Origin of the sequence: Sphingomonas glacialis, from assembly GCF_006439055.1 — a bacterium.
Lineage (GTDB): Bacteria > Pseudomonadota > Alphaproteobacteria > Sphingomonadales > Sphingomonadaceae > Sphingomonas > Sphingomonas glacialis_A.
Window position 1 is genome coordinate 76,000 of sequence record NZ_RCZC01000011.1, and the last position, 17,227, is coordinate 93,226.

Sequence of the window (17,227 nt, forward strand, 5' to 3'; positions counted from 1 at the left end):
GCCATCAATCCTCGTGCGCCGCTTCGCCCTTGCCGAGTTCGGCCTTGAGCGTGAAGCTGCCGGTGGTGGCGATCCGCTCCTGGCCGGTCAGCCCGGACTGCACGATGACGGTATCGCCGGCCGCGTCGCCGAGCGTCACCAGGGTCGCCTGGAACCCCTTGGCCGTCCGGACGAACACGACCGACTTCCCCGCGATCGTCTGAACCGCGGTCGTCGGCACGCGCACCGCGCTGCTGCCATCGCTGCCGCTGAGCTCGACCGCAGCGGTGACGGGTTCGCCGACACGCCATTGACCGGCTCTGTTGTCGAGCGTCGCGATGACCGGCACCTGCCGCGTCTGCGGATCGAGCGCCGGCGAGACGAAGCTGATCCGCGCGCTCGCCTGCCGGCCTGGCGCCGTGACGGTGACGATCGCGCCCGGCTTCACCCGGCCCGCATCTTGCGGCTTGAGGTTGAGCGAAAGCGAGACGCGGCCGAGATCGGCGATGCGATAGAGTTCGCTGTCGGCCGCCACGGTCTGCCCGAGCAGAACCGGCCGCGCGATGATCTGCCCCGCGATCGGCGCGACGATGCCCAGCCGGTTGAGCCCACCCCCGCCGCCGCCTGCCGCCGACACCTGGCTCTGCGCCTGACGATAGGCGATGCGCGCCTCGATCGCCGCGGTGCGCGCCGCGATCAGATCCTGCTCCGGCGATACGGATTGCGCGAACAGCCGCTGCTCGCGCCCGAGATTGGAGGTGGCGAGCGCGAGCCGGGCGCGCGACGCCTCGACCTCGCCCTTGAGCTGCGCCGCCTCGCGGCTTTCGATCACCGCGATCGTCTGGCCGCGCCCGACCGACTGGCCGAGATTGCGCGTCAGCGCGACGACGCGCCCGCCGATCGCCGCCGACACGACTTGCATGCCCTGCGGATCGCCTTCGATCGTCGCCGGCAGGTCGATCGTGCCCGCGCCGCCGGTCACCGGGCGGCCGATCTGCACGCCTGCTGCGGCGATCTGGTCCGCCGACAGCGTCACCGCGCCACCCTCGCTATGCGCTGTTGCGGTTTCGGCATTCGCTGCAGGCGTGGTGTCGTCGGCATCGGAGCCGCCGTCACAGGCTGCGAGCAACAGCGCGAGAGCGAAGGGCAGGACGCCGCCCGTCAGAACGGTCTTCATTGGTCGAATCCCTCGGAAGTGGTGCCCGGCGCGGGCGCGGTTAGGCGCTCCAACTGCGCACGGGCGTTGTGATAGGTGGCGAGCGCGTCGATCGCGGCGACGCGGGTCTCGGCGAGCGTGCGCTCGGCATCGAGCAGATCGAGCTGGCCGAACTTGCCCTCGCGATAGCCGATCCGCGCGATGCGGGCGGCCTCGGTCGCTGCCGTGAGGGCAGGGCCCGCCGCGGCGCGTGCCGAGGTCGCCGCATTCTCGACCTCGACCTGCGCATCGGTGATCGCCTGCTCGACATCGAGCGCGGTCACGCGCCGCACCGCTTCCGCGCGGGTGCGTTCCGCGGAGGCCTGCGCGACGGCGGCGCGGCCGGTGTTGAAGATCTGGATCGGGATCGAGATGGCGAACACCGCAGCGGTGTCGTTGGTCGCCTCCAGGCGCCGCAGCGCCGGCCCGACGTTTATGTCGGGGACGCGATTGGCGCGCGCAAGCCGGATGCCGGCGTCGGCGATGGTCAGATCGGCGTCGGCGGCGGCCAGCGCCAGCGTACCGGCGATCTTCAGCGGCGCGGCCGGGCCGAAGGTCGCGGTCGGCAGCCGATCGAGTAAACCGTCGTCGAGCGCGTCCTCGATCGAGCGCCCGACCCGCCGCGCAAGGTTCGTCCGGGCCGCCTCGCTCAGCCGCGTCAGCCGTTCGAGCGTGGCGTCGGCATTGATCCGCGCGACGTCGGCGCGCTGCCGCTCGAGCGGCGACGCACGCCCCGCCTGGACGCGGACCGCGGCGCCGCGCAGCACGTCGCCAGCGATGCGCGCCTGGTCGCGCGCGGTCGCCAGCCGACGTTCGGCCGCGATCGCTGCGACATAGAGCTGCGTGACCTGCACGCGGATGTCGGCCTGGACGATCGCTGTCTGCAGTTCGGCGCGCGATACCTGCGCGCTTGCGACAGCGACGCGGGCGCCGCGCTTGCCGCCCAGCTCGATCGGGATCGCGACCCCGACCGTCGTTTCGGCGCTGCGCACCCCTCGATAGGGGCCGGAGCCGACGACATTCTCGACCTGTCCCTGGAAGACGGGGTTAGGCCGCAGCCCGGCCACCGTGCGCCCGGCCTGAGCAGCTTCGATCGCCGCTCTCGCGGCGGCGCCCGCGGGCGCAACCCCGCCAGCGGCGACGATGGCCTGATCGAGCGTGAAGACCGGCTGCGGCGCCGCCGACGAAAGTGCCGGCGCGGGTCGCGGCTGCACCTGCTGCGCCTGCGCGATCGTTGCGCAGGACGCCACGGCCAGACCGGCCGCGAACATCGTTTTCATAGGAGGTTGATCCTGACAGAATATCTCGGGCCGGGCTAAGCCGACCGGCGGATGTCGTCAGGCGGCGGCCGGCGGCCGTAATGCAGGATCTATCGCCCGCGACGCAGGCGCGCTGTCGGGTGCGGAGACTGCCCGCAGACTATCGGCACGCACCAGCATTGGCAGCGCCTCGGTCGCCGGCACATCGAGCGAGGCGCCGTGGCAGGTGCCATGATGATGCGAGATCGCATTGTCGGCGTCGCCTGGCGATTGATCGGCGTCGTCGTCGCTATGCACGGTGCCGCTGCACTCGATCGTCATTGGCCCCGGGATTTCGCGCGCATGCACGGTCGCGCTCATCACCAGCGATGACGCGATCATAACGAGCAATAGGGACCAGAGCCGGCGCAGCATCGTGAATGGTGTAGGGGAAATCTCGTCAAATGTCATCCCGGAGCTGTATGACAGGGCGAGCCAAGGGGGACGTCTGAAAGAATGGCAGGAATTGCGATGGTGGAAGGGGACCATCGGTTTCTGATATTGGATCGTCGCCACAGCGGCGGACTCGACCACTTCCCGTCGGTCCTCGGGCGTGATGGGGTCGATCGCTCTCATCCGCGGGCCGCGAAGTAGAGGACTGTGCGTGGGCCGACTATTACCATCTTTCGGTAGCCGAGCGATGGCGAAGACGCACGCTTTGCCGGCGATATGTGCAGGGTGTGGCCAATCGCACAAACTGCGGTCGTCCACGCAGCGAAAGTGGGCCCCAAATTTCGCCATATTGCGCCCAACTTTTCGGCATCTCGGATCCTTCATCCGATATGCTGCAACGTGTCTTCAAGAGAGCTGCGAGACGGCATTTGAACGGCATCTGACACGCTGTCCGGTCCAGTTCGGCACCCAGGAGGTTGCATGGCAAACCGACCGGTGCCCGTCTACGGGGGTAACCGGCTCGCTGCGATCGGCGATCAGACTGTCGGGCAGCTGTGCCCAGCAAACAGCGTGAGCGTCTTGCCGCCGATCCACACCTGGCCGCGCTCGTCCTGCGTCACGGCAATGCGCCCGGACCGGTCCACGCACGTTCCCTGAGCCGCACTGTAGCGGCCTTTCGCCCGACCAGTCGCGAACAGCCATTGCCCGACCGAGGCATTGAGGCTGCCCGTGACGGGATCCTCGGTCAGCGCGCCCCCAGGCACGCTGTGGATCGCGCGGAGTTCGAAGGCTGCATCGCTGCCCGGCGGGTGCGCGCCGACGATGCCGATATTGATATGGCGGGCATGGTGGTGCGCCGGCTCGACTGCGAGCACTGCCGCGGCGGAGTCGAGCAGCACCGCGATCCAACCTGGGCCGTTATCTGCCCATGCCGCATCGACGATCGCGGCGCGGTCGATGCGGAGCACCGCCGCAACCTCCGCCAGGTCTTCCTCGCTTGGCGGCCCTCCGCGGATTAGCGGCGGTGCGGCAAAGGCGAGACCATCGGCTTCGTGCCGCAGCGTGACCAGGCCCGCCCCGCATTCCTGCACGACGATGCCGCTGCGTTTCGGTGACCCGCCGGCTTCGAGCCACACATGACAGGTCCCGAGCGTCGGATGCCCCGCGAACGGCAGTTCGTGAGACCGGCAGAAGATGCGCACGCGGTAATCGGCGTCGGGATGCGTTGGCGTGAGCAGGAAGGTGGTTTCCGCCAGATTCAGCCAGCGTGTGATGCGCTGCATGTCCTCGCTCGTCAGGCCCTCGGCTTGCGCGACGACCGCGAGCGGATTGCCGGTAAAGGCTTGGGTGCCGAAGACATCGACGAGCGTGAAGGGACGATTCATGGGAAGGCCTTCCGATCTGTCATGCGGTGATAGGCGTGGAGCAGCAACGGATCGTCGACGCGCACCATCGCCCCCGCCATCGCTTCGCGCCAGCAGGCCGAACGCCGCTCCGCCGCGATCACCTCGCGCAAGCTGAACGACGGCACCCCGCACACCGCCAGGGCGGCCGCGTCGATGCGGTCGAGCGTGTGCCGCGCCCCGCTGAGCGTCGTCGGGTGCAGGTCCGGGCTGCGGACAGTCGCGGCGTAGCGATCTGAACCCAGCTGGGTTTCTTGCGCGATGCAAGGCGTCGCGAGCAGGGCGCATGCGGCGGCTGTAAGGGTGCAGTGCAGTCTCTTCATCGGTACCTCCTGAGCGGCGAAGCGATGCGCGATCCGCGCTGGCCAACACAGGAACGGTTCCGTACAATATCGAAAAACCGTACTGCTAAGGTGGCCAATACAGTGACGACGATCGATCTAGACCGCACGCGCACCGGACACGTCGTGCAGCTGATCCGGGATCGGATCGCGCGGCGCGTGCTCACCCCCGGCGCGCGCTTGCCCTCGGTGCGCGCGATGGCAGAGACGACCGGCTTCTCGAAATCGACCGTGGTCGAGGCCTATGACCGGCTTGCGGCGGACGGCGCGATCCGCTCGCGCCCGGGCGCGGGGTTCTATGTGTCGGCGCCGCTGTCGCCGCTCTCGCTCGACCGGATCGGCACGCCGATCGAGCGCGAGGTCGATCCGCTGTGGATGCTGCGCCAGTCGCTTAGCGAACGCCCCGATGCGATCCGGCCCGGCTGCGGCTGGCTGCCCGACAGCTGGATGGCGAGCGAGCCGATCCGCAAAGCGCTCCGCGCCGCCGCGCGCGGCAAGGCCGACGGGTCGCTGATCGGGTACGCATCGCGGCTTGGCTCGTCGCCGCTGCGCGCGCTGCTCGCGCGGCGGCTGGAGGAGCAGGGCGTCGCGGCCTCGCCCGACCAGATCCTGCTGACCGACAGCAGCACGCAGGCACTCGACCTGATCGGTCGCTTCCTGCTCGAGCCCGGCGACACGGTGCTGGTCGACGATCCCTGCTATTTCAATTTCCTGGCGCTGCTGCGCGCGCACCGCGCGCATGTCGTGGGCATTCCGATGACGCCGAGCGGCCCGGACATGGCGGCGTTCGCTGCCGCGCTCGCAGACCATCGCCCGCGCTTCTATCTGACCAACTCGGCGGTGCACAATCCGACCGGGGCAACGCTGTCGGCCACCATCGCGCATCGCCTGCTCAAGCTCGCCGAGGCGCACGATCTGGTGATCGTCGAGGACGATGTCTTCGCCGACTTCGAACATATGCCCGCGCCGCGGCTCGCCGCGTTCGACGGGCTCGATCGCGTCATCCGGATCGGCAGCTTCTCCAAGTCGCTGACCGCTGCGATCCGCTGTGGCCATATCGCCGCGCGGCCCGACTGGATCGAGGCGCTCGCCGACCTGCGCATCGCAACGTCGATGTCGGGCAACCCGCTTTCCGCCGAGATCCTGCACGGCGTGCTGACGGATGGCGGCTATCGCCGGCATATCGAGGGTGTGCGGGCGCGGCTCGCCCGTTCGACGGCACGGACGCTACGCCGGTTGCGCGACGTCGGGCTCGAACCTTGGATCGACCCGGCGGCCGGGCTGTTCGTCTGGGCGCGATTGCCGGGCGGCCGGGACGCGGCGGCGCTCGCGCGGACCGCGCTGGGCCAGGATATCGTGCTCGCGCCGGGAAACGTGTTCAGTCCGAGCGGAACATGGGGAGACTATCTGCGCTTCAACGTCGTGACGAGCGACGACGACCGCGTCAGCGCGTTTCTGGAGAACGCTTTCGGCGGATGAGGGGCGCCGAGGCTAGAAAAGCTTCGGGCGATACGTGCGGCTTCGAGCGTCGATTGCCACGTGCCATACACGCAGCCCATTACCGCACTAGAGTTTGTCCCGGGGGGGCGGGTTCGCGATGCGGGATCCTGCCAGTCGGTCACGGAAGCGCAGGTGCTGAATCATTTCGTTGGTCATTTCGTCAGCCAGTCCGATGCAGGCGCAACACGCCTGCCGCAACGACTGACGTTTGCTTCGACTTGCACAATAGGGACGTGCTTGTATTGCTGGACGTAACGCTTGCTAGCCTGAACACGAACGACTTTATCTTCTCCTGAAGTCAGCGTCGTGCAGGGCTGTCTCGACACGACAATAAGACGATGATCTCCCGAATAGGGTCGCGCCTGCGAATGGGGCGCGGGGGGGTGCCGAACTGGGTGGGTATGTACGAGTGGCATAACGGCGATTTTAAACGCGCCCGGTTCCGGCTGTGGACCGCCTGGTTCCTCGCCGTGCCGGCGGCCATTCACGCCCAGACGCCCCCGCCCGGACCGGTCGTCGCAGCGGGCACGGGTGCGGTGGTCTTTGCTCAAACTCCGCAGTCCGGTGCGACGCCGCGTTTCAGTCTGGCCTCGCCCGAGCTTCCTGCCAATGATCGTCTAAGCACGCCGGTCGTCGTCCCGCAGGCGCCGCAGGCGCCGCTGGCGCTTCCGCGTTCCCGATCCGGCGTTCGCAGCGTAAGCTCAGCACCGCCGATGCCCGAACTGCAGAGTGGTTTGTGGGCGCAACACCCCGGCGGCCTGCCGGTGCCAAGCGACGATCCGATGCGGATAGACCCCAAGGATGACCCGGTGCTGGCGCTCGCGCGCAGCGAGCTTGGCGCGCCCGCCTTCCACGCGGCAATCGCCGCCGCAGTGACGCGCGCGCCTAGTCTTGAAGAAGCAATCGCGCAGCGCGAAGAAGCGCAAGGTGCGCGAAACGAGGCGGTTGCACGCCGTTGGCCAACCGCTGACCTCTCTCTCCTCGTTCAAGGTGCTCAGTCGCGCTTTCTCGAACGATCCGAACAACGTGCTCGAACGCTCCCGGCCCAATCACCGCACCGACGGGAGTGCGCACATCGAAGTGCCGCTCATCGATTTCGGTGCGACCGGCCAGCGCATCTCCGCGGGTGGCCTTCGTTTGCAGGCGGCGGTCGCGTCAGTCGAGTACACCGGCAGCCAATTGGCGTTGCGCGCGATCGGCGCGTGGTACAACGTCTATGGCTATCGCGCACCCGACCTCGGAGGTATCGCGCCCGAAGGATTCACGGCTTCCGTCGATAAACTGCCGTCGGTTCGCGCGGCGCAGGCTTCGGGGGCATGAGGCTTTATCGGCGCAGATGATTTGACGAAACGGACTGGTGGAAACGCTGCGCATTCGTCTTTGATGTCCGGAAAACGTAATGCGTCGGCCGCAACCTTGAAAGGGCTGAAAAGCGACGTTCCGCAGCTGTAAACTTGGCCTATGGGGTATGACTTTATGGGAACGAACGGCGGACCTTGGGAGCAAGGAAACTGCTCGTAAAGGGCGGATTGTCGGTCTCCTCGACCGCGGCATCGAAAAGCTCGCGATGTGGCCGGGTCCGGCCGAGCGCGACAAGCTACCGGATTGAACCGACTGTCAGCAGGTCGTGAAGATGACGTTCCAGATCCCGTCACGAAAGCCGACGTCAGTGATCAACAGGTCAATATGCGCCCTCGACTGCAAAACTTTCACGCCCGCGGCGCCATTCGACGCGAACAGCACATGGTAGCCGGCGTCACCGAGCATCTCTTCGCCAGCGGCCCAACCCGAACGAGCGCCGAGATTCGGCCAAGCTGAACTTGCCGCAATGACATCTTTCTGGTCTGTCGGTTCAAAATAGTCCGGTACCATTTTCCCGCTTTATCTGGCCCGATCATCATTCACCGCTTGCGGCTCGAAGCGCGCGCGTGGCGCCCGAAGCCGATCCCGATCCGGTCGGGCGCGCCGAAGAACGCACACTGCGCGACGATCACGCCGCTGCGCTCGATCAGCCGGTCGGCGAATGCCGCGCTGTCGGCCACGCCGACGAGCCGGCGGAAGTCGATGCAGCCATGCTCGGGCATCTCTCTCTCGACCAGCCCGCGACAGCGCGATCCGCGTCACCCCATGTGAGCGTCTGTGCTAGCCGCGGGTCGATCCCATCAATGCCGCGCCGAGCCCGATGCAGATTTCGCGCGCGAACTGGGCGCCCGCCGGATGTTCGGCGGCCAGCCCTCGCCGGGACAACAGGACCAGCCGGCGCACGATCCGCGGTTTGACGAGCGGAACGAGGGCTACGCCGTCCCAGCCGAGCCCCATCGTGTAAAGCCGCGGCATGATTCCCACCGCCAGGCCGGCCCGAACCAATCCGAACAGCGAATCGACCTGATCGACGCGATAGCGCGCCGACGGGGTGAGATTGTTCTGCCGCATCGCAGCCGACGTCACCTCGCCGATGCTCCCGCCGCCGAAATGGACGATCTCGTTTCCGCCAAGGTCACTCCACGATATGGCCTTGGCCGCTGCGAAGGCGTGGTTGGTCGGTACGACCAGCAGCAGCGCGTCCTCGATGAGCGGGATCGACTCAAGCGTCGGCTCCTCGACCGGGTGGACCCCGACGACGAGATCGAGCATCCCGCTGTGCAATTGCTGCAGCAGGCTGTCGCTCTTGCCGTCGCACAGCGTGACGTCGATCGGCTCGGTCGATCGTGCCTTGAACGCCGCGAGCTGGCTCGCGACTGCGGGTATGGCCGATGGGATCGCGCCCATCCGGACGATGGTGCGCTGCCGCACCGCCGCTTCGGCCATGTCCGCAAAGGCGTTGTCGGCGGTGATCAACAAGCGCCGAACATGCGGAAGCAAGGCGGCCCCGACATCGGTAAGGGCGACGCGGTGCGTGGTCCTGTCGAACAGCGTCAAATCGAGCAGCGCTTCGATCTGTCGGATCGCTGCACTCAGCGCAGGCTGGGAAACCGCCATCCGTTCGGCCGCGCGGCTGAAATTGGCGCCGTCCGCAAGCTCGGCGAAGAATCGCAATTGCCGCAGGGAAATCGCCTGCAAGCGCGTCGCGAGGTGGGCGCCGCTTGGTCGGCCGTCGGAGCTCATGCTAGATAACTCGCGCAGGTTTTGGTTATAAGCAACATTTATGAATGTATAAAGACGATGGCTTTCCACTTAATGCCCAAGCGGGCTAGCTTTCGAGTCGCTTCAGCATTCCAAGGTGCGAAGCACGCCAGAAAATATGTCGGGGGAGGGCGCTGACAGGCAGTCACAGACCAAAAGGGGGTCCGTCATGCCATCTGCTCGCCACTCGGCCAATCGTCTCTCGCCCCGCGGCTTTCCGCGCCTGATGCCGACTGGCGCGTCGCTGACGACCGCGTGGTTGCTCGCGCTGGCGGCCGGGTCGATCCAGCCCGCGCTCGCGCAACAGGCGCCGACGCTGCCGCAAGACGCACCGACCGACGCAAATGGCGAGGCCCCGAGCACCGGCGGCGATATCGTCGTCACCGGATCGCGCATCCGTTCCCCCAACGCCACCAGCGTCAGCGCGATCACCACCGTCAGCGGCCAGGAAATCCTCAATCGCGGCGCGACCCGGATCGAGGATCTGATCAACACGCTGCCGCAAGCCTATGCCGATCAGGGCGGCGGCAACCGTGGCGGCACGGTCGGCGCGAGTGGTACCGCGACGATCAACCTGCGCAATCTCGGCAACCAGCGGACGCTGGTGCTAATCGACGGGCGCCGCCTGATGCAGGGCGACCCCGCGCGATCGGCGGCGCAGGCGGCCGACATCAACAACGTCCCCGCGGCACTGGTCGACCGGATCGACGTGGTGACCGGCGGCGCGTCGGCGGTCTATGGATCGGATGCGATCGCGGGCGTCGTCAATTTCGTGCTCAAGAAGAATTTCGACGGGTTTCAGGCGGATGCGCAGGCCGGCCTGTTCACGCACGACAACCGCAATCCGATCGCGAGCGTGGCACGCGCGGCGGGCCAGCCCGTCATCAGCGGGCAGACGATCGATGGCGGCCAGCAGAGCGTCTCGCTGACCTTCGGCAAGAATTTCGACGAAGGGCGCGGCAATGTGACCGCCTTTGCCAGCTATCGCCAGATCGCCGGCGTCGGCACCGCCGATCGCGACTTTTCGACCTGCAATCTCGCGGCGGGCGCTGCCGGGTATAGCTGCTCGCTGTCGAGCACGACCTATCCGGCGCAGTTCCAGCTGACCAACCCGACCACCGGCGCGGTTCGTGGCAGCTACACGCTCGATTCGACGACCGGAAATACGCTCCGCACCTATCGCACCAGCGACGGTTTCAGCAACGGACCGACCTACGACGCGCAGGCCCCCGACAAGCGGATCAACGCCGACATCTTCGCGCATTACAAGATCTCGGACGCGGTCGAAGTCTATGGCCAATTCATGTTCATGCGCGATGAAGCGGACATCCGCATCTCGCCGACGGGGGTCTTCACCGTCGCCGAGAAGATCAACTGCAACAACCCGTACCTCTCGGCCTCGCAGGTGAACCTGATCTGCACGTCGGTCGGGCTCACCCCGGCGCAGAGCGCGACGGTCAACGTGTCGTTCCGCGATGCGCTCGCCGGGTCGCGGCATGATTATACCAATCACACCTCGTATCAGGGCGTGCTCGGGCTGCGCGGGGATTTCGCCAGCAACTGGCATTATGACGCCTATGCGCAATATGGCCGCACCGAATACGATTCGACCACGATCAACGAGATCTCGCTCGCCAAGTTCGCCAACGCGCTGCAGGCGGTGAATGTCGGCGGGCAGATCGTCTGCGCCTCGGCCGCGACCAATCCGTCGTGCGTGCCGATCAATCTGTTCGCGGTGAACGGCATCACCGACAGCGCGCGGGCCTATGTCGAGAACACCGTCCATCGCACCGGCTACACGCAGGAGTTCATCGCCAGCGGGTCGGTCTCGGGCAATCTCGGCTTTGGCAGTCCACTCGCGAGCCATCCGATCGGCGTGGCGATCGGCGCCGAATATCGCGACGAAAAACTCAATTTCCAGCCCGACAGCTTCTACAGCAGCAAGGACGTCGCGGGCAATTCGGGCGGCGAATTCCCGGCAATGGGGTCGTTCAACGTCAAGGAAGTCTATGGCGAAGTGCGCGTCCCGCTGATCGAGGCGCGGCCGTTCTTCCACAGCCTGAGCGCGGAAGGCGGCATCCGCTATTCCAACTACAGCACCGCCGGCGACACCATTGCCTTCAAGGCCGGCGCCGAATGGTCGCCGGTCCGCGACCTGCGCCTGCGCGGCAGCTTCCAGCGGGCGGTGCGCGCGCCAAACCTGACCGAATTGTTCGGTCCGCAGCGCGGCACGACGGCGAGCATCACCGATCCGTGCGAGGGCACCGCACCCAAGGCGACTGCCGCGCAATGCGCGCTGTCGGGCGTCAGCGCGGTCCAATATCGCAACATCGCGCCGGCGGCGGGCCAGCAATCGGGCGCGCGCGTTGGCGGAAACCCCGATTTGAAGCCGGAAGTCGCCTATACCAAGTCGTTCGGCGCCGAACTCACGCCACGCTTCCTCCGCGGGGTCACGATCGGCGTCGATTATTTCGACATCAAGGTGAAGAAGCTGATCAGCACCGTGGCGCCGTCGATCATCCTCAACCAGTGCATCGCGACCGGCGTCGCCTGCGACCTGATTGTGCGCAATCCCGCGACCGGATCGCTGGTCAATAGCGGCTATGTAGTGACGACCTATGTCAACGCCGGCTATCTGCAGACCAGCGGCATCGATTTCACCGCCACCGCGTCGCAGCAATTGGGCGACATCTTCGGCGGCCATCTCGGCCGCGTCGATCTCAATTTCGGCGGGACCCGTACCGAGAAATACGCGGTGCAGGTGCTCCCCGGTGCCCCGGTCTATCGCTGCGACGGCTATTTCGGCACGACCTGTGGCCAGCCGATCCCGCACTGGCGGCATCGCTTGCTGGTCAACTGGACCTCACCGCAGGGCGGGTTCAGCGTCGGCGGGACGTGGCGCTATATCGGGCCGACCAAGAACGACAAATCGAGCAGCGCGACGTACCTGACCGGCACCTATTTCGCCTATGATGCGCGGCTCGGCGCGACGAGCTATTTCGACCTGACCGCCGCGGTCAATGTCGGCAAGCGCTTCACGCTGCGCGGTGGCGTCAACAATCTGCTCGATCGCGATCCGCCGCTGACCGCCAGCGCGGCGTCGACCGGGCAAACCTCCAACGGCGCGTTCTTCGCTGGCATGTACGATTCGCTCGGGCGCTATGTGTTCGCCGGCGTGACGGCGCGCTTCTGATGCGTACGCCTTTCCTCGTGCTCGCAGCGCTGCTCGCGTCGTGTCCGCTTCCGGTGATGGCGCAATCGGCGCCCGCCGCGCCTGCCAAAGACGCGGCGGGCGCGGGGAAGGTGTCGATCTTCTTCGACAACGATTTCCTGGGGCCGGGGCAGAGCAACATCCAGGCGCTGATCCCGCTGCTGCGCGACGAGCGCGTCGATCTCGTCGGGATCGGCGTCGTCACCGGCGATGCCTGGCTGCGCGAGGAGCTGGCGCATACGCTGCGCTTCCTCGAAATCGCCGGGCGCGGCGATGTCCCGGTGCTCGCCGGGGCCGAGATGCCGCTGCTGCGCACCCAGGCCGAGATGCGCAACTGGGAAGCGCGCTATGGTGCGATCCCGTGGAAGGGCGCGTGGAACGCGGTGAAGCCGGGCCGCACCTATCATCCCGATGATCCCGCGGTTGTTCCCCCGCTCGCCGAAGGGGCGCCGAAGCTGAAAGCCGCGTACGAGGATGCCGTCGCCTTCCTGATCCGCCAGGTCCGCGCGCATCCGCACCAGATCACGATCGTCACTGCGGGGCCGCTCACCGATATCGCGCTCGCGGTTCGGATCGCACCCGATCTCCCTGCGCTCGCCAAGGAGATCGTGATCGAGGGCGGCGGGATCGACAGCGCGCTCGCGCGCGTCACCGGCAACACCGATTATGCGACCGACTTCAACTTCCTGTTCGACCCCGAAGCCGCGCACATCGTGCTGACCGCGGCATGGCCCAAGGTCACCGTGCTCGGCAACGTCACGGGATCGGTCAAGGTCACGCCCGAGCTCGCCACCAGGATCGGTGCCGCCGGCACGCCGGTCGCGCGCTATTTCGACAGCTATGCCAAGCGCGGACAGCCGATGTGGGACGAGATCGTCAGCGCCGTCGCGGTCGATCGCACGCTGGTGACGCAGGAGATCGTCGTGCGGATGGACGTCGATCTGTTGCCGGGCGCGACCTATGGCCAGGCGCAGATCTGGAACGCGAAGTTCGCGCCCAATGCCGGGGAGCGCGACGTCCACCTGGTGCAGGCGATCGACACCACGCGCTTCCTCGACCGCTTTACCGCGCAAGCGACCCGCTAGGCGATGCGGACGACCTTTCCCGCGGCGCTCGAGCGTCGCTTTGACATCACCGCGCGCGGCAGCACCGTCGGGCGCGAAGTGGCGGCCGGGCTCACCACCTTCCTCGCCGCGGCCTATCTCATCGCGGTTATCCCCTCGCTCCTGGCGAGCGGTGGCATGGAGCGGGGTGCGGCGACGACCGCCGTGCTGCTGCTGCTTGCCGCGGGCAGCATCGCGATGGGCCTGTATGCCAATCTGCCGTTCATCGTCGGGCCGGGCATCGGTGGCTCGGCGCTGCTCGGCGCGACGCTGGCGCATATGCCGGGCATCGGCTGGCAGACCGGGCTCGGCATCGCGCTGATCTCGGGTCTGCTGTTCCTCGGGCTCACGCTTTCGGGCGCGCGCGAGATCGTGGTGCGGCTCGTACCGCTGCCGATCAAGCTCGGCCTCGGCGCGTCGATCGGCATGTTCATCGCGATGCTCGGGTTTCGCGACGCCGGGATGGTCACGGTCAACGCCAAGACCAACGCGCTGGCGCTCGCCGATCTGACGCAGGCGGGGCCGGTGATGGCACTGGTCGGGCTTGCCGTCGCGCTGGCGATGAGCGCGCGGCGCTGGCCTGGTGCGGTGATCGCGGGGATCGTCGTCGCGGCGCTGGTCGGCATCCCGCTGGGCGTCACGCATTTCGGCGGCGCGCCGCTGTCCTTGCCGCACGGTATCGGCGCGATCGCGGACAAGGCCGATCCGCTCGCCGCGCTCACGCTCGCCGCCTTCCCCTATATGTTCGCCTTCTTCGCCGCCGAGTTCTTCTCGACGCTCGGCACGACGCTGGCGATCGGCGCCAAGGCGGGTCTTACCGATGCTGCGGGCAATCTGCCCGGCATCCGCAAGCCGTTCCTGGTCGATGCGATCGCCGCGACCGTCGGCCCGCTGATCGGCATACCGGCCGCGACCGCCCTGATCGAATCCGCCGCCGGTGTCGAAGCGGGCGGGCGCACCGGCCTGACGCCGATCGTCGCGGCACTGTGTTTCCTGCTATGCCTGGCGGTGTTGCCGCTCGCCATGGCGGTGCCGCGGCAGGCGACGGCGCCGGCGTTGATCCTGATCGGCATTGCGATGCTCGCGACGATCCGCAAGCTGCCGGGGGACGACCCGACCGAGCTCTTCGCGCCGATCGCGATGGTGCTGGTGACCCTGATCGCCAACAGCTTCGGCACCGGCATCGCGGCGGGGATCCTGCTGTACGTCGCGGTCGAGTTCCTCGCCGGACGAATCCGCCAGGTGCCGATCGGGCTGATCGTTCTCGCGATCCCGCTCGCTTACTACCTTTACGCTGCCTTCAAGCCCCATTGAGATTTATGTCGCTGACCCACACCAGGCCGTCGATCGGCCATGTTCCCTCGTCGCCGCTCGACCGTGTCGCGGGCGACGCGTTGCGCGGTTTCTTCGCCGCGATGCCGAAAGCCGAGTTGCACTGCCACTTGCTCGGCGCCGTAAAGCGCGAGACCTTTACCGATCTCGTCGCCGAGCATCGCGCGCCGTTGAGCGCCGAGGACATCGCCTCCTTCTATGAACGCGGCGAGAAGCCCGTCGGCGTCTTGCGCGTGCTGCGTGCGCTCGAGCAGCATCTGCTGCTGGCGCCCGACAATTTCCGGCGGATCGCATACGAATATCTTGCTGGCGCCGCTGCCGAGAATGTCCGCCACGCCGAATTCTTCTGGAACCCGACCGCGAGCTTGCGGACGTCGGGCTTACGCTATCCCGAGATGCAGGCGGCGATCGTGACGGGGATGCGCGATGCGCAGACCGATTACGGCATCACGTCCGTCCTGATCCCGAGCATCGACCGCGAGGCATCGCCCGCCGAGGCGGTGGCGATGGTCGAGGCAATGCTCGCCGCGCGCGACGAGCGCGTCGGCGGGATCGGCATCGATTACGGCGAGATCGACCGCCCGCCCGAACTGTTCGCGGACGCTTTCGCGCTGGCCCGCCGTGCGGGCTTACGCGCGACGGCGCATGCCGGGGAGTTCGGCACGTCGTGGCGCAACGTTGCGACTGCGGTCGATGTGCTGGGCGTCGACCGGGTCGATCACGGCTATACGATCGTCGACAATCCCGATCTCGCGCGGCGCTATGCCGATCGCGGGATCGTCTTCACCGTCGTCCCGACCAATTCCTATTACATGCGCACGCTCGCGCCGGACCGCTGGGCGCTCGATCATCCGATCCGGCGGATGGCGGAGCTGGGCCTGCGCTTGCATCCCAATACCGACGATCCGACGCTCCATGCGGTCAGCCCGGCAGGGGCGTGGGAATTGATGTATACGCATCTGGGTTTCGAGCTGCCCGCCTTGCGCGCAATGATGCTGAACGGGATCGACGGCGCCTGGATGGCGGATGCCGTCAAAGCGCAGTGGAAACGCGAATGGGGCGTTGCCTTCGACGACAGGTTGGCAACGGTGCTGCGCAGCTAAAGACGCCTATTCGACATGGTGTTGTGAGAGGCGCCGCTACAGCACCGCTGCAAGGCTTCTGGCCCGCTCGATATCCTTCGGCCGGCCGAACGCGACGAGCATTGCCTGTAGCTCCGCCTTCTCAGGGACGAACACCATCGCGGCATCGACCTTGATAGCTTGTCGGGTTGCTGGCTGCACCGGCAGCCATTCCCCGCCCGACCGGTGCTGAAAGTCGGCCATGAACTCGACCGGCAGCATCGTGCCCGGCCACGATCCGAAGATGCTCGACCGGAAGGTCGCATGCGCCGACCCGCCCCGAACCGCGACGCCGATCGTCGGCAGGATGCGGTTGGCATCGGCGGCGCTCAGCAGCACGTCCACGTCCGCCACGTGTCCTGGATCGGCGCCATGGAGCGCGACGGCGGCGCTGGCGATGATCCACCAGGGGTCATTCGCCTGGCCCATGATGGTGCCGACCGCGGTCAACGATGCCGAGAGGGCCGGGCTGATTGCCATTGGCGATGAATAGCAGACCGCCTTCGAGCAAACGATCGGTTTTCGGAGGAGCTATCGTCCCCGCTTAGAACCGAAAGCCACGCGCGACGGCGAGCGCGATCAGGCCTGCGCCGACGCCGCCGAGCACGGCCTTCAACGCCCAGGCGCGGGCCAGCTCCGGCGCCGCGATCGTCGCGCTCGCGCGTCCACGACCGGTGATCATCGGGCCGATCAGGTTCTTGCGCCGATGCAGGTGATAGAAGGCGATCGCGAGCACGTGCAGCGCGACGAGCGCGAGCAGCGCGTTGAAGATCCAGTGATGGATCTCGGCCGCGAGCCGCCCCTGGTCGAAACTCACATAATCCGCGAGCGGACCCGATTCGAGCCCATCGACGTCGATCGCGAACAGCCCGGCGAGCACCATCGCGGTGAGCGTCGCCAGCATCGCGACGACGCTCCATCCGCCGATCGGGGTATGCCCCGGAGCGCTCGGCTCCTTGGCGCGCAAATGCGCGACAACCGCGCGCGGCCCCCGCACGAAATAGCTGAAGCGCGCGGTCGGGCTGCCGACCACGCCCCAGTACAGCCGGAACAGCAGCAGCGCGAGGATGGTGAAGCCCGACAGCCGATGCCAGTCCATCAGATGCTGCGACCCGCTCCACCACGAAAAGCCGAGCAGGCCGACGAGCAGCCAATGGAACAGCCGCACCGGCACGTCCCAGATGCGCACTTTGGTCTCGGCACTCTCGCTGGTGTCGCGGGCGAGCAT

The 17,227-nt window shown here is 67.1% G+C and carries 16 protein-coding genes; 6 read left to right on the top strand and 10 right to left on the bottom strand.

Translation table 11 applies throughout. The features are described 5' to 3' along the window. Positions 1-4 precede the first annotated feature (4 nt). The 5 genes from EAH76_RS22415 to EAH76_RS22435 all read right to left on the bottom strand — a co-directional run bounded on the left by EAH76_RS22415 (position 5) and on the right by EAH76_RS22435 (position 4,591). The gene (locus EAH76_RS22415; protein WP_140852485.1) at positions 5-1,156 is read right to left on the bottom strand and encodes an efflux RND transporter periplasmic adaptor subunit; all 1,152 of its coding nucleotides are present in this window, start codon (positions 1,154-1,156) and stop codon (positions 5-7) included. Beyond that, positions 1,153-2,454: a TolC family protein gene (locus tag EAH76_RS22420; RefSeq protein WP_140852486.1), complete on the bottom strand. Its 1,302-nt coding sequence runs from the start codon at positions 2,452-2,454 to the stop codon at positions 1,153-1,155. The genes EAH76_RS22415 and EAH76_RS22420 overlap by 4 nt, the downstream gene beginning before the upstream one ends. A 57-nt stretch (positions 2,455-2,511) precedes the next feature. Further along, positions 2,512-2,883, bottom strand: coding sequence for a hypothetical protein (locus tag EAH76_RS22425; protein ID WP_241659848.1), 372 nt, complete (start codon positions 2,881-2,883; stop codon positions 2,512-2,514). Positions 2,884-3,401: 518 nt separating this feature from the next. Continuing rightward, positions 3,402-4,250 (bottom strand): PhzF family phenazine biosynthesis protein, encoded by an 849-nt coding sequence (locus tag EAH76_RS22430; RefSeq protein ID WP_140852487.1) that lies wholly within the window; start codon positions 4,248-4,250, stop codon positions 3,402-3,404. Further along, the gene (locus tag EAH76_RS22435) at positions 4,247-4,591 is read right to left on the bottom strand and encodes a UrcA family protein (RefSeq protein WP_140852488.1); all 345 of its coding nucleotides are present in this window, start codon (positions 4,589-4,591) and stop codon (positions 4,247-4,249) included. The genes EAH76_RS22430 and EAH76_RS22435 overlap by 4 nt, the downstream gene beginning before the upstream one ends. Before the next feature lie 102 nt (positions 4,592-4,693). On the opposite strand from EAH76_RS22435, the gene EAH76_RS22440 reads away from it, so the two are divergent. Then, complete coding sequence (locus tag EAH76_RS22440) at positions 4,694-6,088, top strand: PLP-dependent aminotransferase family protein (RefSeq protein ID WP_241659849.1); 1,395 nt, start codon at positions 4,694-4,696, stop codon at positions 6,086-6,088. Between the two features lie 912 nt (positions 6,089-7,000). Continuing rightward, entirely contained in the window at positions 7,001-7,429 is a 429-nt protein-coding gene (locus EAH76_RS22450; RefSeq protein WP_161989127.1) for a hypothetical protein, read from the top strand. Between the two features lie 297 nt (positions 7,430-7,726). On the opposite strand, the gene EAH76_RS22455 is transcribed toward EAH76_RS22450, so the two are convergent. Genes EAH76_RS22455 through EAH76_RS22465 form a run of 3 tightly spaced genes read right to left on the bottom strand, consistent with a single transcriptional unit; the run spans position 7,727 to position 9,214 of the window. Further along, the gene (locus EAH76_RS22455; protein ID WP_140852492.1) at positions 7,727-7,981 is read right to left on the bottom strand and encodes a hypothetical protein; all 255 of its coding nucleotides are present in this window, start codon (positions 7,979-7,981) and stop codon (positions 7,727-7,729) included. A gap of 29 nt (positions 7,982-8,010) precedes the next feature. Next, on the bottom strand, positions 8,011-8,193 hold the full coding sequence (locus EAH76_RS22460; RefSeq protein WP_140852493.1) for a hypothetical protein: 183 nt from the start codon (positions 8,191-8,193) through the stop codon (positions 8,011-8,013). 58 nt (positions 8,194-8,251) lie between these two features. After that, entirely contained in the window at positions 8,252-9,214 is a 963-nt protein-coding gene (locus EAH76_RS22465) for a LysR family transcriptional regulator (RefSeq protein WP_140852494.1), read from the bottom strand. A gap of 187 nt (positions 9,215-9,401) precedes the next feature. Between EAH76_RS22465 and EAH76_RS22470 the strand changes: the two genes are divergently transcribed. Genes EAH76_RS22470 through EAH76_RS22485 form a run of 4 tightly spaced genes read left to right on the top strand, consistent with a single transcriptional unit; the run spans position 9,402 to position 15,981 of the window. Then, complete coding sequence (locus tag EAH76_RS22470; RefSeq protein WP_206667922.1) at positions 9,402-12,425, top strand: TonB-dependent receptor plug domain-containing protein; 3,024 nt, start codon at positions 9,402-9,404, stop codon at positions 12,423-12,425. Further along, positions 12,425-13,528, top strand: a complete 1,104-nt coding sequence (locus tag EAH76_RS22475; protein WP_140852495.1) for a nucleoside hydrolase — start codon at positions 12,425-12,427, stop codon at positions 13,526-13,528. The genes EAH76_RS22470 and EAH76_RS22475 overlap by 1 nt, the downstream gene beginning before the upstream one ends. 3 nt (positions 13,529-13,531) lie before the next feature. Beyond that, complete coding sequence (locus tag EAH76_RS22480; protein WP_140852496.1) at positions 13,532-14,860, top strand: NCS2 family permease; 1,329 nt, start codon at positions 13,532-13,534, stop codon at positions 14,858-14,860. A gap of 5 nt (positions 14,861-14,865) precedes the next feature. Beyond that, positions 14,866-15,981, top strand: coding sequence for an adenosine deaminase family protein (locus tag EAH76_RS22485; RefSeq protein WP_140852497.1), 1,116 nt, complete (start codon positions 14,866-14,868; stop codon positions 15,979-15,981). A gap of 36 nt (positions 15,982-16,017) precedes the next feature. On the opposite strand, the gene EAH76_RS22490 is transcribed toward EAH76_RS22485, so the two are convergent. Together EAH76_RS22490 and EAH76_RS22495 are read right to left on the bottom strand one after the other, a co-directional pair. Beyond that, positions 16,018-16,479, bottom strand: coding sequence for a hypothetical protein (locus EAH76_RS22490; protein WP_241659850.1), 462 nt, complete (start codon positions 16,477-16,479; stop codon positions 16,018-16,020). Between the two features lie 64 nt (positions 16,480-16,543). Next, positions 16,544-17,227, bottom strand: a complete 684-nt coding sequence (locus tag EAH76_RS22495; RefSeq protein ID WP_194151062.1) for a cytochrome b/b6 domain-containing protein — start codon at positions 17,225-17,227, stop codon at positions 16,544-16,546.